At 66.2% G+C, this 22,116-nt stretch carries 20 protein-coding genes; 6 read left to right on the forward strand and 14 right to left on the reverse strand.

Annotation, left to right across the window (positions count from 1 at the left end; genetic code table 11):
• Positions 1-2: 2 nt before the first annotated feature.
• From kdsA to BOO69_RS03590, 6 genes are all read right to left on the reverse strand, one after another.
• The gene (kdsA, locus tag BOO69_RS03565; RefSeq protein WP_071970371.1) at positions 3-836 is read right to left on the reverse strand and encodes a 3-deoxy-8-phosphooctulonate synthase; all 834 of its coding nucleotides are present in this window, start codon (positions 834-836) and stop codon (positions 3-5) included.
• Positions 833-2,620: a KpsE/RkpR family capsule polysaccharide export protein gene (locus BOO69_RS03570; protein ID WP_071970373.1), complete on the reverse strand. Its 1,788-nt coding sequence runs from the start codon at positions 2,618-2,620 to the stop codon at positions 833-835. The genes kdsA and BOO69_RS03570 overlap by 4 nt, the downstream gene beginning before the upstream one ends.
• On the reverse strand, positions 2,595-3,257 hold the full coding sequence (locus BOO69_RS03575) for an ABC transporter ATP-binding protein (RefSeq protein WP_071970375.1): 663 nt from the start codon (positions 3,255-3,257) through the stop codon (positions 2,595-2,597). Before BOO69_RS03575 ends, BOO69_RS03570 begins: the two co-directional genes overlap by 26 nt.
• A gap of 128 nt (positions 3,258-3,385) precedes the next feature.
• Complete coding sequence (locus BOO69_RS03580) at positions 3,386-4,288, reverse strand: cation diffusion facilitator family transporter (protein ID WP_071970377.1); 903 nt, start codon at positions 4,286-4,288, stop codon at positions 3,386-3,388.
• A gap of 62 nt (positions 4,289-4,350) precedes the next feature.
• Entirely contained in the window at positions 4,351-5,388 is a 1,038-nt protein-coding gene (locus BOO69_RS03585) for a permease (RefSeq protein WP_071970379.1), read from the reverse strand.
• Positions 5,381-5,725 (reverse strand): ArsR/SmtB family transcription factor, encoded by a 345-nt coding sequence (locus BOO69_RS03590; protein WP_071970381.1) that lies wholly within the window; start codon positions 5,723-5,725, stop codon positions 5,381-5,383. Before BOO69_RS03590 ends, BOO69_RS03585 begins: the two co-directional genes overlap by 8 nt.
• A gap of 140 nt (positions 5,726-5,865) precedes the next feature.
• Here BOO69_RS03590 and BOO69_RS03595 point away from each other — a divergent pair, with 140 nt between their 5' ends.
• The 3 genes from BOO69_RS03595 (at position 5,866) to BOO69_RS03605 (ending at position 7,881) form a co-directional block, all read left to right on the forward strand.
• Positions 5,866-6,453: a uracil-DNA glycosylase family protein gene (locus tag BOO69_RS03595; protein ID WP_156874854.1), complete on the forward strand. Its 588-nt coding sequence runs from the start codon at positions 5,866-5,868 to the stop codon at positions 6,451-6,453.
• Positions 6,446-7,228, forward strand: a complete 783-nt coding sequence (locus BOO69_RS03600; protein ID WP_071970385.1) for an SseB family protein — start codon at positions 6,446-6,448, stop codon at positions 7,226-7,228. The genes BOO69_RS03595 and BOO69_RS03600 overlap by 8 nt, the downstream gene beginning before the upstream one ends.
• A 128-nt stretch (positions 7,229-7,356) precedes the next feature.
• Positions 7,357-7,881, forward strand: a complete 525-nt coding sequence (locus BOO69_RS03605; RefSeq protein WP_071973619.1) for a YHS domain-containing (seleno)protein — start codon at positions 7,357-7,359, stop codon at positions 7,879-7,881.
• A gap of 70 nt (positions 7,882-7,951) precedes the next feature.
• On the opposite strand, the gene mdoH is transcribed toward BOO69_RS03605, so the two are convergent.
• The 8 genes from mdoH to BOO69_RS03645 form a co-directional block, all read right to left on the reverse strand.
• Complete coding sequence (mdoH, locus tag BOO69_RS03610) at positions 7,952-9,838, reverse strand: glucans biosynthesis glucosyltransferase MdoH (RefSeq protein WP_083545630.1); 1,887 nt, start codon at positions 9,836-9,838, stop codon at positions 7,952-7,954.
• The gene (locus BOO69_RS03615) at positions 9,835-11,364 is read right to left on the reverse strand and encodes an OpgD/OpgG family glucan biosynthesis protein (RefSeq protein ID WP_071970389.1); all 1,530 of its coding nucleotides are present in this window, start codon (positions 11,362-11,364) and stop codon (positions 9,835-9,837) included. The genes mdoH and BOO69_RS03615 overlap by 4 nt, the downstream gene beginning before the upstream one ends.
• The gene (locus BOO69_RS03620; protein WP_071970391.1) at positions 11,361-12,617 is read right to left on the reverse strand and encodes an OpgC family protein; all 1,257 of its coding nucleotides are present in this window, start codon (positions 12,615-12,617) and stop codon (positions 11,361-11,363) included. Before BOO69_RS03620 ends, BOO69_RS03615 begins: the two co-directional genes overlap by 4 nt.
• Positions 12,618-12,636: 19 nt before the next feature.
• Complete coding sequence (locus BOO69_RS03625; RefSeq protein WP_071970394.1) at positions 12,637-13,986, reverse strand: tetratricopeptide repeat protein; 1,350 nt, start codon at positions 13,984-13,986, stop codon at positions 12,637-12,639.
• Between the two features lie 197 nt (positions 13,987-14,183).
• Positions 14,184-15,374: a CaiB/BaiF CoA transferase family protein gene (locus tag BOO69_RS03630; protein WP_071970396.1), complete on the reverse strand. Its 1,191-nt coding sequence runs from the start codon at positions 15,372-15,374 to the stop codon at positions 14,184-14,186.
• On the reverse strand, positions 15,361-16,977 hold the full coding sequence (locus tag BOO69_RS03635; RefSeq protein WP_071970398.1) for a thiamine pyrophosphate-binding protein: 1,617 nt from the start codon (positions 16,975-16,977) through the stop codon (positions 15,361-15,363). Before BOO69_RS03635 ends, BOO69_RS03630 begins: the two co-directional genes overlap by 14 nt.
• 106 nt (positions 16,978-17,083) lie before the next feature.
• Positions 17,084-17,656, reverse strand: coding sequence for a GcrA family cell cycle regulator (locus tag BOO69_RS03640; protein WP_071970400.1), 573 nt, complete (start codon positions 17,654-17,656; stop codon positions 17,084-17,086).
• Positions 17,657-17,759: 103 nt separating this feature from the next.
• A complete protein-coding gene (locus BOO69_RS03645; protein WP_071970402.1) occupies positions 17,760-18,668 on the reverse strand; it encodes a DMT family transporter in 909 nt (302 codons plus the stop codon).
• A gap of 259 nt (positions 18,669-18,927) precedes the next feature.
• Between BOO69_RS03645 and BOO69_RS03650 the strand changes: the two genes are divergently transcribed.
• The 3 genes from BOO69_RS03650 (at position 18,928) to BOO69_RS03660 (ending at position 22,109) form a co-directional block, all read left to right on the forward strand.
• Complete coding sequence (locus BOO69_RS03650) at positions 18,928-20,103, forward strand: aspartate aminotransferase family protein (RefSeq protein WP_071970404.1); 1,176 nt, start codon at positions 18,928-18,930, stop codon at positions 20,101-20,103.
• A gap of 76 nt (positions 20,104-20,179) precedes the next feature.
• Positions 20,180-21,085: an ornithine carbamoyltransferase gene (argF, locus tag BOO69_RS03655; protein WP_071970406.1), complete on the forward strand. Its 906-nt coding sequence runs from the start codon at positions 20,180-20,182 to the stop codon at positions 21,083-21,085.
• A gap of 7 nt (positions 21,086-21,092) precedes the next feature.
• On the forward strand, positions 21,093-22,109 hold the full coding sequence (locus BOO69_RS03660; protein ID WP_071970408.1) for a 2-dehydropantoate 2-reductase: 1,017 nt from the start codon (positions 21,093-21,095) through the stop codon (positions 22,107-22,109).
• Positions 22,110-22,116 lie beyond the last annotated feature (7 nt).

Genomic DNA, 22,116 nt, shown 5'->3' on the forward strand with positions numbered 1-22,116 from the left:
GTTCAGATCGCGACCGGGTGCTTCTTTGCCAACGCGTCGAACTGCATCAGCGTCTGGATCAGTTCCGGCATATGGTCGAGATAGATCATGTTCGGCCCGTCGCTGGGGGCATTGTCGGGATCCTCGTGGGTTTCCATGAATACCGCCGCGACCCCGATCGCCACGGCCGCCCGCGCCAGCACGGGCGCGAATTCGCGTTGCCCGCCCGAGGACGTACCCTTGCCACCGGGGGAGGCCACCGCGTGGGTCGCGTCCATGACCACCGGAAAGCCGGTCTGCGCCATCTGGGGAAGGCCGCGCATGTCGGTCACCAGCGTGTTGTAGCCAAAGGACGTGCCACGTTCCGTGAGCAGGATCTTGTCGTTCCCGGTGGAGGTGATCTTGTCGACGATGTTGCCCATCTCCCAGGGGGCGAGCCACTGGCCCTTCTTCACGTTGACCGCCTTGCCGGTCCGTCCGGCGGCAAGCAGCATGTCGGTCTGCCGGCAGAGGAAGGCCGGGATCTGCAGGATGTCCACGACATCACCCGCGATCCCGCACTGTTCCTCGGTGTGCACGTCCGTCAGGACCGGCACCTTGTTGGCGCGCGCGACCGATTCCAGCACCTTGAGCCCGGCGTCGATACCAAGACCGCGCTTGCCGGACAGTGAGGTGCGGTTCGCCTTGTCGTAGCTGGCCTTGAACACGAATTGCGCGCCCGCAGCCGCACATGCGTCCTTCATCCTGCCGGCGATCATCTGGGCGTGATCCTCGGATTCCAGCTGGCATGGCCCCGCGATGATGGTCAGGGGGCGGTCATTGCCGATGAGAAGGTCGCCGATCTGGACTTGGGTCATGAAGTTACCTGTTCTCTGAGGATCGCCGCTGTCAGGGACAGCATCAGGTAGATGCCTGCAAAGATCAGGAAAGCCAAGATCGTGTTCTCGAACTTGCGTGGATAGGTGGGTTCCTGCGGAGCGACGGGCTCAACCGCGACCGTGAGGTAGCGCACCTGGCGGTTCGCTTCGGCACGGGCGGCTTCGAGACCGGTCTGCGCCAGTTGCAGGTTGGCGTCCGCCGCCACGAGGTCGGCTTGCGCCAGCTGTAGCTCGACAGCCTTCTTGGCAAGGGAATCGTCGCCCTGGGTGGCGGAGTTCAGCCTGTCGTTCAGCTTGTCCAGCTGATCGTTGATGCGCCGCACGTCACCCTGGGCACCGTCCACCTTGGCCTTGTTGGGCCGGATGTTGTCCAGAAGCGCGGCCAACTCCAGTTCCTTTTCGATCAGCAGCCCCTCGTAGGTGGTGATCTGGCTGCGGATCGCCACGATCTCGGCTTCGGGGTCCACGCCGTTCTGCACCTGCAGCTCGATCAACCGCTGCTGCACGTCGCGGCGATTCTGTTGCGCCAGTTCCAGCCCTTCGACCGCGTCCGCCATCCCGTCCTCGCGCTTTTTCTTGGACAGGTTGTTCACGCGTTCCTCGGCGTATTCCAGCAGGTGGCGGGAAAAATCGGTCGACACCTCGGGGTCGGCGGCGACGACCTCCATGCGGATCACGCCTTCGGTGGGATCGTAGCCGATCTTCACGTTCTTCTTGTAGACCTTGTAGGCTTCCTCGTTGGTCGGGTCGTCCGTCAGACGCTGGATCGGATCAATGGAATCGTCCGTGAAATGGGATTTGAATCCCACGTCCTGGTCCAGCCGCAGCATGGCGTCCTTCGACTGCAGGTAGGCCTGCGTGGCGATGCTGTCCTGCGAGTTGGCGAATTGCGTCGGCAGCAGCCCGCCAAAGGGGCTGGTGCTGGTGCCTTCGGACTGGATCAGCATGAACTGGCTCGTGGTCGCGTACATCGGCGTGGCGACCTTGTAGAAGTAATAGCCCGCGGCAAAGGTCGGCAGCATCACGAAGAACGCCAGCCGAACCATGAGAAGGCCGAGCTTGCGCCGGCGGCGGCGCGAGATATCGCGCTGGATCTCGCCGATCTCGCGTTCGCGGCGCTGGGCTGGGCTGAGTTCGGTCGACGGCAGGTTGACACCGCCCCCCGCCGGGACGGTCTGGGGCAACTGCACACGGCCCTGTCCCGCGCCGCCGCGCTGGGCGGGGAGGTTCGCCATGATGTCGCCGGGCGCGCCGTCGCGGTGTTCGCCACCGGCCTGGGGCACCACCAGCTCGAGCATGTTGGACCGCTGAAACGGGTCGATGCCGCGGGCGCGCAGGAGACGCACGGCATCAAAGTCGGATGTCGGGGCAAGGCCGTGCTTCTGGGCCACGCGGCGCGCCATGCGCAGCTGGCGTCCGGTCAGCCCTTCGCGCCGGATCGCGTCCATGTCGAGTTCGCCCGCGACCTCGCTTGCGGAGGATACCTCGCCGGTGCGGGCCGTTTCGGAAGATGCGGTATCCTCGTCCTTCCCGGCGCCGGAGGTCGGAGCGGGACGTTCGGGGGGCATGGCCGCATCCGGAACCGCCCGCGGCCCGCCCGGACGGTCGGAAATGTCGGAACGGTCCTGAGGCTGCGGACGGCGCAGCGTCACCGGTTCCGTCTCCCGCGCGGCGTTGTTCTCGGCAGCGGCGGCAAGGCCCTGCGGGGGCGGCGGTGCGGACCGCTTGATGCGGAATTTACGAGCCTTGGGTTTCGTAGTCATAGAGCTGTTTCGCTTCTTCCAAGGTATCAAACATGTACAACTGCCCGTTCAGCAGGACCGCGGCGGACCGGGCGAATTTTTCCAACGTCTGCGCCTGGTGCGAGACGATGATGATGGTCGTGGTACGCAGCCGCTCCTGAAGGATATCGCCTGCCTTGCGGTTGAACTCAACATCCGTCGTGGCCGGCATGCCCTCGTCGATCAGGTACATGTCGAAATCCAGCGCCAGCATGAGGGCAAACGAGAACCGTGATCGCATCCCGGCCGAGTAGGTGCCGAGCGGCTGGTCGAAATACTCGCCGAGCCCGCAGAGCCACCGGCAGAAGCTTTCCACGTAGTCCGGGTCGAGTCCATAGAGCCGTGCGATGTAACGCGCGTTCTCCATCGCCGAGACCTTGGTGACGACGCCGCCCATGAACCCCAGCGGGAACGAGATGTTGCAGCCGCGACGGATTTCGCCTTCGTCGGGCTTCTCCAGCCCCGCCATCATGTTGATCAGGGTCGTCTTGCCGGTGCCGTTCGGCGCGAGGATGCCCAGCGACCGCCCCAGTTCGACCTTGAACGAGACCCGGTCGAGGATGACCTTGTGTTGGGATCCCGTCCAGAAGGACTTGGATACGTTCTCGAATTCCAGCATGCCTGTATCGCTCGCGGTTCTCGTTCCGGTCGAATGCCTCGTTGGTCGTGGCTTGGCAGAAACCTAATGCCCAATTTTGTCCACATTATGTCTCATCGCAGAGCAAATGTACAACGCGGGCTGGGCTGTCAGTGACCGATCACGCGGGCGTCGCTGCAGGCGCGATCGGCGCTTTCCATTTCCAGCGTCGAATGATGCAGGTGGTGCGCCTCGGCGAGCCGGGCCTTGACCGCGACCCGGGTCGTGTCGGGCGGCGCTCCCGGCTCCAGCACGACGTGCGCGTCGAGCGCGGTCTCATGCTCGCCCATCATCCAGAGGTGAACGTGGTGGGCACTGGCCACCCCGGGCGTGGCGCGGACTGTCTCGATCACCGCGGCGGTGTCGAGGTCGCGCGGGCTGGCCAGCATCAGGATGCGCATCACGCCGGGCATCTCGCGCAGGGATTGCCACAGGATGTAGCCCGCGATCAGCAGGGTGGCCGCCGGATCGACCCATGTCCAGCCGAACAGGATGACCAGCGTGCCCGCAAGGATCACCGCGATGGATCCCAATGCATCCGCGACGTTGTGCAGAAAGGCCGCGCGGATGTTCACGCTGCTTTTCGACATCGCGTAGGTCAGCGCAGCGGTCGCGAGGTCGATCACCAGCGCGACCCCGGCCACGATCACGATGATCCAGCCCGCCACCGGCGCGGGGTCGATGAACCGCATCACCGCTTCGTACACGAGGTAGAGGCCGATCACGATCAGGGTGGTGTAATTGACCAGTGCCGCCACCGCCTCGATGCGGCCATAGCCGAACGTCATCTCCGCATCCGCCGGACGCCGGGCGATCTTGCGCGCGCCGAAGGCGATGATGAGGGCGATGGCGTCGGAGAAATTGTGCAGCGCGTCGGCGATCAGCGACAGGCTGCCGGCGACGATGCCGCCCACGATCTGCGCCAGCGTCAGCACCATGTTCAGCGCGATGGCAAAGACGACCCTGGTGTCGCCCGCCTCGGGGTCGATGTGATGGTGATGATCGTGTGGCATGTCTACCAGCTCCCTGATGGGGCAGCGTTTCCCGTCGCCCCGCGCGTTTCCCGATGTAGCCTTCAGGCCACGGCTTGCCAGATCAGCCCGGCCAGCAGGGCGCCGACAAGCGCGAAGCCGATGTAGGCGGCGAAGACCCGCGGCTTGACCAGTGCCCAGACCGCGATGGCCGCCGGGATGCAGCTGACACCGCCCGCGATGACAAAGGACATCGCGGCGCCCTGCGTCATGCCCTGCGCCAGCAGCGCGTCCACCAGCGGGACGGCGGCATAGCCGTTCAGGTAGGCAGGGGCGCCCACCACCGCACCCAGCAGGATCGGCATCAGGCCTGTTCCGCCCAGCACCCCGGCGATCCAGTCCGCGGGCACATAGGTCAGCATCAGCGCCTCGATCACGTAGGCGAGGGTCAGCCATTTGGTCAGGAACAGCGCATTGTCGATCGCGGTTTCCCTGAACACCGCGTTGCGGTCGCCGTCGTGCCAGAAGCGCCAGACCGGTTGACCCGAAAACGGTTTCCTGACCCCGCAGCAGCCACCCACGGCGGGGCGTTCGCGCAGCGGGTCGGCAAAGAGCGGGGTGTTCGCCGCGAGCATGACGCCGAAGCCGCCGAACATGCCGATGCCGATGGCGGCCAGGGTCTTGGCAAGGGCAAAATCCCAGCCCAGCGTGCCCGACGTGATCGCGAACATGGCGGGGTCCATCAGGGGCGAGGCCAGCCAGAAGGCCATGACCGCCCCCAGCGGCGCGCCGACCGCCAGCAGGGCCGCGATGAAGGGGATCACTTCGCACGAACAGAAGGGCGACAGCCCGCCAAGCAAGGCCGCCATGACGATCATCCGCGCCGGGTTGCCCTCGAACGCGCGGGCAAGCAGCGTCTCGGCGCCGCTCGCCTTGAGATAGGCCACGGCAAGGACGGCAAAAAGGATGAAGGGCGCGGTGTGGATCAGCGCCGTGCCCGCAAAGATCACCGTCGGGCCGAACCGGGGCTGGTCGAACAGGGCCACCGCGACGAGGATCGCGGCGGTGAAGGCCCAGGCGCCGGGACGCCAGCGCAGCAGGTGCGCCGTCAGGCCACGGTGAGATTGCGTTGTTTCAGCCATGATCGTGGTCCTCGCAGGGGGCCGCGGCATCCGCGCAGCATTCGGTCAGCAGGAAATGCGCCAGCGCCTGTACCTCGTCATAGGCCACGGCCGCGCAGATCGTCGAACGCCCCGCCCGTGTCTGTTTGACGAGGTTGGCGGCGGCAAGCAGCTTGAGGTGGTGTGTCAGGGTGGAGCCGGTGACCCCGGTGCGTTCGCCCAGCTTCCCGATGCTCAGCCCGTCGGGGCCCGCGCGCACCAGTGTACGCAGGACCGACAGGCGCTGTTCGGAGCCGAGAGCGGCAAAGCTGGCGGCGGCCAGTGTCAGGGGCGGGGTGCTGAGGGAATCGGTTTTCATATTTCTAGAAGTATAGAAATGACTTCGCGGTGCAAGCATTATTTCTAACTTTATCGAAATGTGGCGACCGGCCTGTTGTGTATTTGAAGAACAATGAAACTGGGGGTTGGCAGGGCGGGGAGCCGGTGTATCTGAGGGTCATGTCTGACATGCGCGACGATCTGAGGGCCTGCCGCATCTGCGCCGAACGCTTCGCGGCCACTGCAACGGGACATGCACCCAACCCTGTGGTGTGGTTTGCGCCGGGGGCGCGCATCCTGATCGCCAGCCAGGCGCCGGGACTGCGGGTGCACAAGGCCAACACGCCGTTCTGGGACGCTTCGGGCAAGCGTCTGCGGGACTGGCTGGGGCTGGACGAGGCGCAGTTCTACGATCGCGGCAAGGTGGCGATCATCCCGATGGCCTTCTGCTTTCCGGGGTACGATGCCAAGGGCAGCGACCTGCCGCCGCCGCCCGTCTGCGCCCGTACATGGCGGGCGCGGGCGCTCGACGTGGTGCCGCAGATCCGGCTCACCGTGCTGATCGGGGGCCATGCCATGCGCTATCACCTGCCGGGATTCCGCACCGTGACGCAGGCGGTGGCGGACTGGCGAAACCATCCGCCCGGCGTCTTTGCCTTGCCTCATCCGTCCTGGCGCAATACCGGATGGCTGAAGAAAAACCCGTGGTTCGAAGTCGAGGTGCTGCCCCGCCTTCGCGCCGCCGTCGCAGAGGTGCTGAATGACTGATCCGACCCCGCTCGACACCGCCCACGCCGCCATGATGGCGGCGGAGGACGACGACACCGCAAGGTTGCGCTTTTACGAGCGGATCGCGGATGTCGAACTCTACCTGTTGCTGGAGGCAGAGCCGGAGGGTGACCGCATCAGCCCGGTACTGCTGGACGATGCCTACGTGCTCGTCTTCGACCGCGCCGCGCGGCTGGGCGCCTACGTGGGCGAGCCCGCGCCCTATGTCGCTTTGTCGGGGCGGGCGATCGCCGGCATGCTGGCGGACCAGCCGCTGGGCATGGCCGTCAACGTCGGGGTGGCGCCGTCGGAAATCCTGCTGCCCGCCGATGCGGTCGCCTGGCTGCGCGAGACCCTCGACCACGCGCCCGGAGAGGTGGAGGCGCGCATTGAGAAGGTGCTGCCGCCCAAGGGGCTGCCGGAGACCCTGATCGCCGCCATCGACGCCAAGCTTGCCACCGCGACCGGGATGGCGGCGGGCGCCTTTCTGGTGGGGGTGGAATACGCCGGTGGCGGCCGGGGGCACCTGCTGGGGTTCGTGGGGGCAATCCCGCGCGCGCACGACGCTCTCGTGCGCGCGGCGTCCGAGGCGCTCACCTTTTCGGGAATCGAGGCCGGGGCGATGGACGTCGGGTTCTTCGCGCCCTCCGACCCGGTCGTGGCGAAACTGGCGAAGGTCGGCCTGAGGTTCGACCTGCCCCAGGGCGAAGAGCTGCAACAAACGCCTCGGATGCCGCCAGGGTCGGACCCCGCGAAACCGCCGATCCTGAAATAATCGGGCATCGGGATCACGGGACGTCTCGTCCGGTGTCACGGGGCCGCGAGGTCACGGTCTTGTGCGGTGCGTGATGCGCGGGCCCTGCCTAGCCTGATCATCGAAATGATCCCAGCAGGAAGATGACCATGACCAGATTTACCCTCGCGCTTGCCTCCGCCGCCACCGTTCTGACACTCGCCACCGGCGCGCTGGCCGGGGAGCAATACGTGGACGACACAGGATTTGCCGTATCTGGCTACGATGTCGTTGCCTACTTCGGCCTGCCGCAGGGGGCGGTGGGGGCACCCCAGCCCGCCGCCGTTCCCGGCAAGGCGAGCATAACCGCCGAGTACAACGGTGCGACGTTCGCCTTCTCGTCGGAGGAGAACCGGGAGAGGTTCCTCGCCGATCCGGCGCGGTACGCGCCCCAGTACGACGGGCACTGCGCCTACGGGGTCGCCAAGGGGGGGAAAGTGCCCGGCAATCCCGACCTGTGGCGCATCGTCGATGACAAGCTCTATCTCAACATCACGAGAAATGTCGTCGGTTTCTGGGAGGAAGACATTCCCGGCAACATCAACCGCGCCGACGGCAACTGGGTTTCGATCGAGCCCGACGCCCCGGCGACCGGGGCGATCCCCCAGTTCACGTCCGCTGCCCCGGTGAAGTGACGCGGGCGATTTCCCGTGGACCGGCGCCCGAAAGCGGGCCGGTTCACGGGAGGTCGGCCCAAATCGGCAGTCATTCCGCCGCGATCTTCTCCGGCGCCAGCAGGTGTGTCCTGATCTGCAAGCGGGCGCGCCGCGCCTGACCGACGATCGCGGGTTCGCGCAGCGTGTTGGGGCTTTCCATCCGCAAGCCTCGGCTTGCGAGATTCGACAGGTTGATGCTGGAGAGCGCGGAAAGCGGCACCGCCATCACCAGGCTGAAGACGATCGGCACCAGCCAGAGCGAGATCAGCCCCGCCGCGAGCCCAGAAAGCAGCAGGATGCCCAACAGGGTTTCCAGCCAGTGAAAACCGATCAGCGTGCGCAGCGGGTATCCCTTGCCGCCGCGTTGCTGCGGGGCCCAGGCCTCGGTCCGCGTCAGGACGGCATTCATCACGGCCTTGGTCTGCTGGATCATCATGATCGGGGCGTAGGCCACCGAAAGCGCGACTTCGACCAGAAAGGACGTGACGAACGCGCGCTTGCCGCCATAGACCGCGACGGCCTTGGGGCTGAAGGCGATGATACCGGCCCCGGCCAACTTGGGCGTGAGCAGCATCGCGTACATGATGACCAGGAAAACCGCGCTGTCGATATGGCTCATCGCCGGCGGCCAATCGGGAAAGTAGGGGTTGGCCTGATTGAAATAGCGCACGACGTTCGTGTCGGAGTCCTTGCCCAGCAGCGACCAGAAGACCAGCAGGATGAACCACGCGGGCGAGAGCAGGTAAGCGACCGCACCATGGAAGAGATGGAAGCGCGACACGGGATGCAGGCCTGCCGTCCCCAGCAGCCGCAGGTGTTGCAGATTGCCCCGGCACCACCGCCTGTCGCGCACGACGTAGTCGATGAGCGTGCCGGGGGTTTCCTCGAAACTGCCGGTGACGCGCGGCAGGAAGCGGACCCGCCATCCGGCGCGGCGCAGCAGCCCCGCCTCGACGAAGTCGTGGCTGAGGATCAGGTCGTCGCGTCCGCCGGAGGTCAGATGCGGCAGACCCGCGCTTTCGGCGAAGGCGCGGGTGCGGATGATCGCGTTGTGGCCCCAGTAGTTGCCCTCGTTGCGTGCCCACAAGGCAAGGCCTTCGGCCAGCAGCCATCCATAAGCGATGTTGGAAAACTGCTGCACGCGCGCAAACAGCGTTTCCGCGCCGATCAGCATGGGAAAGGTCTGGATCAGGCCGGCGTCCGGGTCGGCCGAAAGTTCGCTGGCGAGCCGGTCGATCGCCCGGCCGGTCATGAGGCTGTCGGCGTCAAGCACGATCATCCCTTCATAGGCGGCACCCCAGCCGGTGATCCAGTCCATCAGGTTGCCGACCTTCTTGTCCGTGTTGGCCGTGCGGCGGCGGTAATGGACGGACATGCCGGCGGGCGCGTCGGCGCGAAGGCGCTCGAACGCGCGGCGCTCCTGCGCGGCAATGTCGTCGTCGCGGGTGTCGGACAGGATGAAGAGGGCATAGCGGTGCTTTCCCTTGCGCCGGTGCAGGTCGGCCAACATCGCGGCCGCGTTGCCGAAGACGTCCCAGGGAACCTCGTTGTAGATCGGCACCAGCAGCGCCACGTCCAGCGGCGTGACGGCGCCGGGCGCGCGTTCGTCCGCGTTCTGCCTTGCCAGCAGGCCCGCGATGGCGACGCCCACGGTGCTGACCGACAGCGTGACCCAGACGAAGGTCGCGCCGATCATGCTCAACAGGGCCCATTCCAGCCAGGTCATCCCCGATCCGGCCAACCAGCCGTAGAGGCCGTACATCAGCAGGGCGGTTCCGATCAGTGCCGGGCCGAAGACCGCGATCCGCCATCCCAGAGACCTTGGTTGAGACGCTGTGACCCTGCGGGCCGGCGCGCGCGCGAAGTCCTGCGGCTGCATGGAAAGGGGCGCACGCTCGGGCATGGTGGTGGCCGAGGGCGGTGTCTCAGGTGTCATGTCGCGGTCCATCGATACAGCCAGACTTCACTCAAAGGTTCATCCCGAAGGCGCAGCTGCACGCGGAACTCGGCGGACTGCGCATCTTCTGGTTGAAATGTGAACGCCAGACGCGGACCGTTGGTTTCCGGGTTCCGCTGAATGATGCCGGGTGTCAGCGAAACTTCGCCGCCGCGCAGCACGACTTCGATCTCGGCAAGGTCTTCGGGCACGTCCGGACCGTCGGCAAAGTCGATCACGACGACGATGCCCCCTTCCATGCGTCCACCGATCGCCGTGTTGAGCACCTTGACCGGGACGTCCGCCGTGACCGCCACGGGGTCAGCGCCCCAGTGCATGGTATAGCTCATCTGGTGTTCGGACCCGGCCGCCAGCGGCTTGGCCGGTCGCCAGAAGCTGACGATGTTGTCATAGATCTCGAGGTCGGCTGGGATTTCCACAAGGGTGACGGCACCGGGCCCCCAGTCTTCGCCGGGGGTGATCCAGACCGCGGGCCGGTTATGGTAGAGTGCCTCGAGGTCGTTGAAATCCGAGAATTTCCGCTTGCGCTGAAGCAGCCCGAAGCCACGCGGGTTGTTGTCCACGAAACTGCTGATCTGCAGCGACAGGGGGTTGGACAGGGGCCGCCAGATCACCTCGCCGCCGCCGTTGTGCATCAGCAGCCCGTCGCTGTCGTGCACGGCCGGGCGGAAGTCGGAGAACCGCTGGCGCATGGTGTCGTCGAACAGGAACATCGAGGTGAGCGGCGCAATGCCCACGTGGGTCAGTTCCTCGCGGGCGAAAAGCGTCGCCCTGACCTTCATCTGCAGGACGGGGCCGTGGGTAATGTCGAACCGGTAGGCTCCGGTGCAGGACGGGCTGTCGAGCAGCGCGTGCAGAACGATGTTGGTGCTGTCCGCTGCGGGACGCTCCAGCCAGAAGGCCGTGAAATCGGGAAATTCCTCGCCCTCCGGGTCACCGGTCTTGAGCGCGAGCCCCCGCGCGGACAGGCCATAGGTCTCACCATTGCCGATGCCCCGGAAATAGCTGGCCCCTTGGAATACCGCGTATTCCTGAAAGATGCCCTGTTTCTCCAGTTCCGCCCGCAGCCGCAGACCTGAATATCCCAGCGTTTCGTCCACCGGCAGGTCCGGAAACTGGTCCGTGGTGTCGAAGACGCCCATGTCGAAGGTAACGGGCCGTGCCGTCCCGTTCTCGACCACGTACATCGCCACGGCCTGTGGAAAGTATAGACCGGGAGGAAAGACATCGACCCGCTGCGGCGAGTCCGCGCCTTCCCAGAGCGCGTTGCGCCCGTCGAACCAGATCTGGCGATACTGGTCGTAGCTGAGGTCGCGCCACCCCTGCGGAATCACCGGGCGGGGCGTGTAGGGCTTTCCGGCGAGAATGCGTGCACGATTCGTGACCGTGTCGGGGCCGAAGGGCGCGCCGGGTTCGCCCAGCGTCAGGCCCGGTTCCTCGGACGAGGCGGCGCTGGGCAGGGCGGCCAGCGCCGCCAGCATTTTCAGAACGTCACGTCGGATCATGATGCGGCTTTCTTCTGACGCCAGGGCTGTGACTTGAACCAGCCCGCGCCATAAGCGACGGCGACCAGCAGCACGCAGCCAAGGAGGTTCACGGCAAGGGTGGTGAAAACGTCACGCCCGGCCACGTCCATGACAAAGCCGAGGACACGGGCGGTGAACATGCTGAATACGAAGACGGCGAGGCTTTGCTGACCGACCTTGAGGATCACGGTCACGAGGCCCTCCCACAGTCGCGAAAGGGCACCGCTGCCGCGCGCCAGCAGGTTTTCGCCCCGGTCCCCGGCAATCACCCAGAAGACGTAGGCGAGGCTGAGGAAATGCACGTAGCGCAGGATCGCGAAGTCGGACTTGTCGAAAAGGGCCGCGTTGGCCTCGCGCCAGTCGGCGGCCCATTCCAGCCCGAGAACGCGCACGCCGATGTTCGACAACGGGATGTTGGCGAGGACAAGGAAAGTCGCAAGGGCAAAGAGCCCGGCGCTGACCGGCGGTTTCGGCAGCCATCCCCGCATGAAGGCGAAGCCGGTGAAGAAGATCAGCTGCCAGCCGAAGGGATTGAAGAACCAGCTACGGTCGCTCCAGGGTTCTGCGGGGAATTCCAGATGCCACGCGCCCAATCCCAGCGCCTGCAGCAGGGCGTCCTGAGCCAGCAGCCATGTGACGATGACAAAGGCCGCGACAAGGCGCAGGTCGACCTTGGCCAGTGCCATGACCACCGGCATCAGCAGCAGAACGATCATGTACATGGGCAGGATGTCGAAATAGTTCGGGACATAGCTAAGTGTCATGAAGGACAGCAGGATATTCGGATTCTCCCACTTGTCGCTCTCGACAAAAACCGGCCAGAGATTCAGCTGGCCCCAGTAGTTCTCTCCGGTGATGTCGAGATCGGTCAGATAGACCGTCATCGCCAGAGTGGCCACGAACAGCCCCACGTGCGCCCAGTAGACCTGCCAGACACGGAACAGCACCCGCGCCGTCCCAAGCACCCAGCCGACGCGGGCAAAGGCCCCGCCAAAGGCGATGGCCGAGGCCATTCCCGAGCAGAACACGAAGATTTCGGTCGCGTCGGAAAAACCCCAGCGCGCGGGAATCCAGAGCGTCAGCAGGTTGCCGGGGGTATGGGCAAACAGGATGATGAACATCGCGATCCCGCGAAAGAAGTCGAGCCGCAGGTCGCGGACCCGCACGGGAGACCTCTCGCCCAGGGCGGTGACCGGGCGGGAGGGGAACTTGTCGGTGTCGGCGATGGTCATGTCGTCAGAAGTCTCGATGCTATTGTGCGGGGATACGTCGAAGGTGCGAAAGCTGCTCTAGCCGGCTTTCGGCAAAACGATCCGCATGCCCTGCACGCAGCGCCAGCCGGTCCAGAAGGATCTGCTCCGTCGCGTCGAGATGGCCCGCGCGCAAACCCGCGTCAATGGTCATTCTTTCGAAAACATCGCGTTGCGCGTGACTTCCGCCGATGCTCTGCAGTTTCGGTCGTGCGGTACTCAGATTCAGGAAAGCGGCGCTGTAGCGGCCTTCGGAAAAGGCGGTAAGCCCGGCAAGTGCCGAGAGGCCCGGATCGGCCACACGTACGGCCATGTCACCCGATTTCGCGGCGTCGCGGGCAAAGCGGGCCGCCATGTCCTGCATGGCGCGCCGCTTGTCCGCGCCGGCCAGCGCAAGCTGATAGTGCAGATCGGCAAAGACGACACAGCCATCGTCGATGCGGTGGACCGCGAGGTCGCCCAGTTCCTCCCAGCGGTCGCCCACGTCCACCCCTTCGAGCTGCAGCCGCATCAGCAGCGACGTGGCGTTGGCGATGTCGCGGTAGTCGTCGGTGCGCTCCGCGCGGATGCGGGTATCGTAGAGCGAGAGCGCCACGTCGGTCTCGCCCCGGTCAAGATGCAGCAGCGCCTTGTGCCACCAGACGTGATAGCGGAAATTGTTGCTCCCGTCCCAGGCACCGCGGAAAGTCTCGATCAGCGCGATCCCGGCCTCGGGTTCGCTGCGCATGTCATGGACATGGGCCACCGCGTGCAATCCCCATGCATCGTCGGGCGCAAGGGTCAGCCCGGCACGGCCAGCCCGTTCCGCCGCCGCATAGGCGCCCGTCTCCTCGAGTGTGAAGGCATGGCATCCCATCAGGTAGCCGCGCAGCGGATGGTCGGCGCCGTGGGCGGGCAACACCCGTTCGACGGACGCGCGCATGCCCGCCGCATCGCCCAGAATGAACCGGATGCCATGACTTGCCTTGGCGCTCAGTGTATCCTGCGGCCAGTGCTGCATGACCGTTTCAAGGGCAGCGACCGCGCCGGTCGGACTGTCCGCCAGCCACTGGTCCAGCGCGTCCAGCCAGCCCCGTTCCCGGGCCGATGGCGGACAGTCGCGGGCCGCCGCGTGCGCCGCCGTCCGGGCGTCCTCGGCCACCTGCCACATCTCGGCCCGGCCCAGCATCAGCGCGAAGAGACCGCGCGCGGCATGACCCATGGCGAACTGCGGCGCGGCATCGAGGGTATCGGCAAGGTGCTGCGGTGTCGAAGGCTTGTGCGCGAGAAAGGCGCGGATCATCGCGTTCCAGCTGCCCATCTCGTCGGGGCCGGACAGCGCCACGGGGGCATCGCAGATATCGTGGTTCATTCAGCTTCGCCTTCAGGTCCGTTTTCGGGTGCCCATACCTTACCTTCCAACGGGCAATCCCGGGCAGCACATGGCCGTGTCACACGTCAACGTGAAGCTGATACTCGGTTCCGTGAGGCAATGTGACAAATCCCGCCGAAATGAACCTGTGGTTGAGCGATTTACCGCGCAAATTCCCGGCATGGCAGAAGCTCTGCCTAGTCCTGCAACAAATCGCCGCCAAATTCGGCAATGATCTCATCGGTATCCTGCCCGAAGCGCGGCGGAGGCCGGTCGTAACGAACCGGCGTTGCCGACATCTTGAGCGGATTGCCAAGCAGGCGCACCAGCCCGCCGGCCACGTCGCCCGCGGGGATCTCGACAACCGCGCCGCGCGCCTTTGCCTGGGACGATTCCAGCGCTTCGGAAATGGTGTTGATCGGTCCGCAGGGCACGCCCGCCGCCTGCAGCCGTTCGAGCAGTTCGGCCTTTTGCCTGTTCCGCAGGACCGGCGCGATTTCCGCCATCAGGGCCGTGCGGTTCTCGATCCGCCTGAGGTTGGTGGAAAAGCGGTCCTCCTGCGCAAGACCCACCGTATCGCAGAAGCGGGCGAACTGCGCGTCGTTCCCCACCGCCAGCAGGATGTGACCATCGGCGCATTCGAAGGCGTCATAGGGCACGATGTTGGGGTGCGCGTTGCCGCGCCGTTCCGGCAGGGTGTTCGACGTCAGGAAGTTCGTGCCCTCGTTGACCAGCCATGCCATGGCGCTGTCCACAAGGGCGAGGTCGATGTGCTGCCCTTCGCCCGTGGCATCGCGGTGGCGCAGGGCGGCAAGGATGCCGATGGCCGCGTACATGCCGCACATCACGTCCGCGATACCGACACCGACCTTCATCGGAGCGCCGTCCGGCTCTCCGGTGATCGACATGATCCCGCCGAAACCCTGCGCCATCAGGTCATATCCCGGTCTGGCACTGTTCGGCCCATCCTGGCCGAAGCCGGAGATTGAACAGTATACAAGGCCGGGATGCCGTGCGCGCAGCGTGGCGTGGTCGAGCCCGTATTTCTTGAGCCCGCCGGGTTTGAAATTTTCCACGACCACATCCGCCCGGGTCACCATCCTGTGCAGAATGGCCTGTCCTTCGGGCGTGGCGATGTCGAGCGCGACGGATTTCTTGTTGCGGTTCGCGGCCATGAAATAGGCCGAAAGGTCCGTCCTGTTGCCGTCGCGGTCCAGGGCATAGTTCGGCCCCCACCCACGGGTGTCATCGCCGCGCGTGCCGGGATGCTCGACCTTGATTACCGTGGCGCCGAGATCGCCAAGCAGCTGCGTGCAAGTCGGCCCGGCAAGGATCCGGCTGAGATCGAGCACGAAGATGCCGTCGAGGGCCCCCTTAGATCCGGCCATCGTAGGCCCCCCTGTCGATGATGGCGGCGATGACGGTGAACCTGTCGGCGTTCAGGGCGCTTGTCAGCGCTTCTTCCAGCGCGGCACGGTCATGGACCGTAACGCCGTTGCCGCCAAAGGCGACCCCCATCGCGGCAAAGTTGTGCCGGGCAAAATCCACGCCGGCGTTGTGCAACTGGCGTTCGCGCTGCTTTTTCTCGATGAGCGCAAGCGACGCGTCCACGAACACCACGAAAATCGGGGCAAGATCCAGTTCGGCGGCGGTGGCCAGTTCGCCCGCCACCATCAGGAACCCCGCATCGCCCGAGAAGGAAACCACCGGCCGGTCGGAATTCGCCAGCTTCGCGCCGATGGCCAGAGGCACCGCGCAGCCCATGGTGCACAGGGCGGAGGATTGCAGCAGGGTGCGCGGGGCGGGGCACTCCCACATCTGGCTCAGCAGGATGCGGTGGGCGCCGCTGTCCACGGTGGCAATCGTGTCTAGGGGCAGCACGGCGCGGCAGGTGTCGATGACGGCGGCGGGCCCCCAGTCCTCGTGCCGGGGAAATGCCGTGGCGAGCGTCGCCTTGAGGCTGTCAATCTCGCCGTTCGCCCAGGTGTCGCGCCCCGTGACGCCTTCGGCCAGCGCCTCCAGCGTCGGTGTGCAGTCGGTGACAAAGTTCAGCGTGGCCTGGTGCATGTAATGGTGGTTCGGCACGGCGGTGATGTCGATCACGCGCTGCCGCTCCGGATTCCAGACGTCTTTCCAGCCGGGCCGCATTTCGATCGGGTCGTAGCCGACACAAAGGATCAGGTCCGCGGACTGGACAAACGGCAGAAGGTGACGGTCCGCCAACGGCGACAGTCCCGCGCCGCCAAGGGACATCGCGTGATCCTCGGGCAGGATCCCCTTTGCCTTGTAGGTGGTGATGACCGGAACGCGGCGGTCCTCGGCAAAGGCGCGCACCGCTGCCTCGGCCCGCTGGTTCAGGGCATCGACGCCGACGATCATGACCGGTCTTTCCGCCTGCGCCAGCCACTGTCTGGCCTCGGCCAGGTCGGTCCCGTGCGGCGCACGGACCGAGGCCGGCGCACGCGGGGCAGGGGCGCGCGCCGGCACCTGCGCGTCCGCGACCGAGATCGGCACATCGATATGGACCGGGCCGTGACGGCCCTCTGTCGCGATGGCCACCGCCTTGTCCGCGATCAGGTGGGCGGCGCCCGCGTTCAGCGTGAACTGCGCTTTCGTGAGCGGCCTGAGCACGGCGGCCTGGTCCAGCACCTGGTGGGTGTAGCTTTGCGCCTCGTCCGCGTCCATGCAGCCCGACAGCACGATCAGCGGCACCTGGTCCTGAAGCGCGTTGGCGACCGTGTTCACCCCGTTCAGCACGCCCGGACCGATCGTCCCCACGAGGATCGCCGGGGCGCCATCGACGTGATGCACGCCTTCGGCCATGAACCCGGCGGCATTCTCGTGTTTCGCGAGGACGAAGCGGATACCGGCGCGTTCAAGCGCGTCTATCAGGGTCAGCACCTCGCCGCCCGGCATGCCGAAGGCCGTGCGGCAGCCCGCGGCAAAGAGGCGGCGGGCCAGCGCATCGGCGGCACGGATGGTTTCGGTCATGGGCGGTGGTTCTCCGGCAGGTGACGACATCATCAACCACGGCCGGAGAAGCGGTGCAATTCAATTGCGCGTTGGGTTTGTTGCAGGCCGATCCGGCGCCCGCCGGTCAGCGGCGCCGGTCGCGGCGTGCGGACATCGGCTGGAACGCGACGCCGACGTGTGCCTCGCAATAGGGCTTGCCCTGCTTGACCGGCAGGCCGCAGAACCAGAAATCTTCGGTCGCGGGGTCGCCGACCGGCCATTTGCAGGTGCGTTCGGTCAGGTCCATCAGGCCGATCCGCTTGGCCTTCTTCTCGACCTCGTTGACCTTCGCCAGGGCTTCGGGGCTGATCTCGTTCGCCGAGGGCTGCGGCGGCAGCGGCTGGCCCGCCGGAATGATCTGCTTGCGCGCAGGCAGGGTCGGCTTTGCCGGTGTCGCCGCCTCGGTCTTCATTTCGGGCTTCTCGGCTTTCGCCGCCGCCTTGGGCTTCGGCTCGGGCTTGGGCTTGGGTTCGGGCTTGGCCGCCGGCGGGTTCGCCGCCGTGCCCGACGCGGCACGGTTGGACAGTCCAAGGCGGTGAACCTTGCCGATCACGGCATTCCGGGTCACGCCGCCCAGTTCCTTGGCGATCTGGCTGGCGGACTGGCCTTCGCCCCACATCTTCTTCAGCGTCTCTACACGCTCATCGGTCCAGGACATGGCAGGTTTCCCCAGTTAAAAAGCGGCCCTTCTTCAGTGGCCGCTTTGTCAAAGTCAGGCCCCTATTCTAATCACTCCTCTGACGGGTGCAAGGGAGGAAGCGTCACACGGCCGTCGTGGGCCGGGGCGGTTGCGGTTTCTGCCGTGCCTCCCGCAGGGCCAGGAGGACGGCGCCGGCAATGATGATGGCAGCGCCGACAACGGATACCGCGTCCGGCACCACGCCGAAGAAGGCCAGGTCGTAGAGCGCCGCGAAAATGAGGGTGCCGTAGCTGAACGGCGCGACGAAGCTTGCGTCGGCCCGCGCCATGGCGTTCACGAAACAGGCCTGCGCCAGCGCCATGCAGAAGCCGATCCCGGCCAGGATACCCCATTGGGCGGCGGTCGGCGGCTGCCAGACAGGCAGCACGGCCAGCGTCGCGATGCAAAGGCCGATGAGGTTGTTGAACAGCAGGATCTGGAACGGGTTCTCGCGCCGCGCCAGCTTCTTGATGAAGATCAGCTCCACGCCCATGACCATCGCCGCGGCCAGTGCCAGAAGGGCGGCGGGCTGGAAACTTTCCGGCGTGGGCCGCAGCAGCACCGCCGCGCCGACAAGGGCCATGACCGCGGCGAACCAGCGGATCGGACCGACCCGTTCGCCCAGCAGCGGGATCGCGAGCATCATCGCGAAGACCGGGTTGAGAAATGAAATGGCCGTGGCGTCTGCCAGCGGGATGAAGGCGACCGCCGCGAAGATCAGCGTGATCCCGCCCCAGCCGCAGGCCGTGCGCGCGACGTGCAGCCCCCAGTGCGGCCGCGCGAGCACGGGACGCAGCACCAGCGCGGCGGTGCCGACCGCGACGAAGGCAAAGAGAAACCGCCCATGGCTGATCTGAAGGGCGGGCAGCGGCGCGCCGAAGGTATCGCCGCCCAGTGTCTTGGCCATCAGCGTGCAGGCGGCGAGAAAGGCCGTCGCCACCCCGATCAAACCGGCGGCAAGTGCGTTGTTCTGGACCCGTGCCTGATACATGGGCCTGCTATGGCCGCAACGCGATGTCGAGGCAAGCCGTCTTTTGGGGCTGGGCAAACGCCTCCGCGCTGCATAGAAAACACCCCATGATCACCTTGCGACATATCCCGTCACGACGACGCCGCGGCTGAAACGCCTTTGGCGTGACCTGCCGACCGCAGGTCCGATCCCCGGTGCACCGCACCACCCCAAATCTCTTGACCCTGCACGCCGCCCATGCCCATTTGGGCTTTTCGCGGCCCCATCATAGGAACTCCAGATGATCTCTTCTGTCCTGCCGACCTACAACCGTGCGCCCCTCAGCTTCGTGAAGGGCGAAGGCACCTGGCTCATCGAGGCGGACGGACGACGTTTCCTGGACCTCGGCGCCGGAATCGCCGTCAACGCGCTGGGCCATGCGCACCCCGGGCTGACCGAGGCGCTGACCGCGCAGGCCGGGGCGCTTTGGCACACGTCCAACCTCTACCAGATCCCGCAGCAGCAGGCCCTGGCGGACAAGCTGGTCGAGGCGACCTTTGCCGATACGGTGTTCTTCACCAACTCGGGCACCGAAAGCTGCGAGCTGGCGGTCAAGATGGCGCGCAAGTATTTTTATGACAAGGGTCAGCCCGAACGGGTGGAGATCATCACCTTCGACGGCTCCTTCCACGGTCGTTCTTCGGCCGGGATCGCCGCCGCCGGCTCCGAGAAGATGACCAAGGGCTTCGGCCCCCTGCTGCCCGGATTCGTGCATCTGGCGTTCGGCAACCACGACGCGCTGCGCGCCGCGATCACCGACCGGACCTGCGCGGTGCTGGTCGAGCCGGTGCAGGGCGAGGGCGGCATCCGCCCGCTGCCCGACGCCTGCCTCAAGGGGCTGCGCGATCTTTGCGACGAACATGGCATCCTGATGATCCTCGACGAGGTCCAATGCGGTGTGGGGCGTACCGGCAAGCTGTTCGCCCACGAGTGGGCGGGGGTGACACCCGACATCATGATGGTGGCCAAGGGCATCGGCGGGGGCTTCCCGCTGGGCGCGGTGCTGGCGACCGAGGACGCCGCCAGCGGCATGACCGCGGGCACCCACGGCTCCACCTACGGGGGCAACCCGCTGGGCTGTGCCGTGGGCTGCGCCGTGATGGACATCGTGGCCGACCCCGGTTTCCTTGCCGAGGTGAACCGCAAGGCGGGCCTGCTGCGGCAGAAGCTGGAGGGGCTGGTCGCAAGCCACCCCGACGTGCTGGAGGGCGTCCGCGGTTCCGGGCTGATGCTGGGCCTCAAGTGCAAGGTCGCCCCGGCCGATCTGGTGGCCGCAGGCTACACCGCCGAGGTCATCACCGTGCCCGCGGGCGACAATGTCGTGAGGCTCCTGCCGCCGCTCACGATCACCGACGACGAAATCGCCGAGGCTGTCTCTCGCCTAGACCGCGCCGCCGGCAGCCTCGCGCCGTCCTGATCTTCTTTATGCCAAGAATACTCTCCGGGGGTCCGGGGGTGGAAAACCCCCGGCTCCCACAACAAAGAGCTTACCCATGACCCATTTCCTGGACATCCACACGACCGATACCGCCGATCTGCGGTCCATCATCGACAACGCCCGCAGCATGAAGACCGCGCGAAACGGCAGGCCAAGGGGGGCACCCGACGACGAGCAGCCGCTGAAGGACCACATGGTCGCGCTGATCTTCGAGAAACCGTCCACCCGGACGCGGGTGTCGTTCGATGTGGGCGTGCGCCAGATGGGCGGCCAGACGATGGTGCTGTCGGGCGCCGACATGCAGCTGGGCCACGGCGAGACCATCGCGGACACCGCCCGCGTCCTGTCGCGCTACGTGGATCTGATCATGATCCGCACCTTCGAGGAACAGACCCTGCTCGACATGGCCGAATACGCCAGCGTGCCGGTGATCAACGGCCTGACCAACCGCAGCCACCCCTGCCAGATCATGGCCGACGTGATGACCTTCGAGGAGCACAGCGGCCCGATCAAGGGCAAGAAGGTGGTCTGGTCGGGCGACGGCAACAACGTCTTCGCCAGCTTTGCCCACGCCGCCAGGCAGTTCGAGTTCGATCTCGTGTTCACCGGCCCGCCCCCGCTCGATCCCGAACCGGCGCTCGACGGGCTCTACACGGTCGAGCGGGATCCGCACAGGGCGGTGGAGGGCGCCGACCTCGTGGTCACGGACACCTGGGTCAGCATGCACGACCCCCAGTCCGCCCGCGAACGCCGTCACAACCAGCTGCGCGGCTACCAGGTGAACGAGGCGCTGATGGCGCGGGCCAAGAAGGACGCCCTGTTCATGCATTGCCTGCCCGCCCACCGCGAGGACGAGGCGACAAGCGCGGTGATGGACGGGCCGAACTCCGTGATATTCGACGAGGCCGAGAACCGGCTGCACGCGCAGAAGGCCATCATGCGTCACTGCCTGGGCCGATAAGGCCACGATGCGCGCCGACCCCCATATCGTCGTTGCCGGGGCCGGTGCCATCGGCTGTTTCGTCGGGGGGCTGCTGGCGGCGGCGGGGGCGCAGGTCACGCTGCTGCTGCGCGCTCGGGTGGCGGCCGAGATCCGCACGCACGGGCTGACCCTGACCGATTTCGACGGCATGGCGCAGAAGGTCAGCGCGGAACGGCTTGCGCTGTCAGAAGATCCGACCTGTCTGGCCGGCGCCGACCTTGTGCTGGTCACGGTGAAATCCGGCGCCACCGCCCAGATCGCCCGGCTGATCGACCGGCACGCGCCCGCGAAATGCCCGGTCGTGAGCCTGCAGAATGGCGTGAGTAATGCCGCTACCCTGCGCGACATGCTGCCGGGGCGGGATCTGCGCGGGGGAATGGTGCCCTTCAACGTCGTCCCGCTCGGGCAGGGGGGCTACCATCGGGCAACCAGCGGCGACATCGTGATAGAGGCAGGGCCAGATGACCTCGGGGCGGTGCTTGGTGTGCCCCATCTGCGCGTGACCGAAAGCCGCGATATCGAAGCGGTGCAGTGGGGCAAGTTCCTGATCAATCTCAACAACGCGCTGAACGCGCTCAGTGGCCTGCCGCTGAAGGCACAGCTGCACGACAGGGGATGGCGTCGGCTGATGGCCGATCAATGGGCGGAGGCGCTGGCCGTGCTGCGCGCGCACGGCATCAGGCCGGTTTCCACCACGCCGGTGGATGTCGGCAAGGTGCCGTGGATCCTGAGACTGCCCACGCCCCTGTTCACGAGAGTCGCCGCGCAGATGCTGACCATCGACGATCAGGCGCGTACTTCCATGTCCTACGACCTGATGGCGCATCGCCCGACCGAGATCGACGCGCTTCAGGGCGAGGTCATCCGGCTGGGAGAATCCGCGGGACGGCGCACGCCGATCGCCCGGCTGGTGCTGGACCTGATCGAGACCGCCGAACTGGCCGGGCAGGGCTTGCCCAACCTTCCCGCCGCGGCCCTGCGCTCGGAACTTGGGCGGGCCTGACGCCGGA

The organism is Sulfitobacter alexandrii (assembly GCF_001886735.1).
GTDB lineage: Bacteria > Pseudomonadota > Alphaproteobacteria > Rhodobacterales > Rhodobacteraceae > Sulfitobacter > Sulfitobacter alexandrii.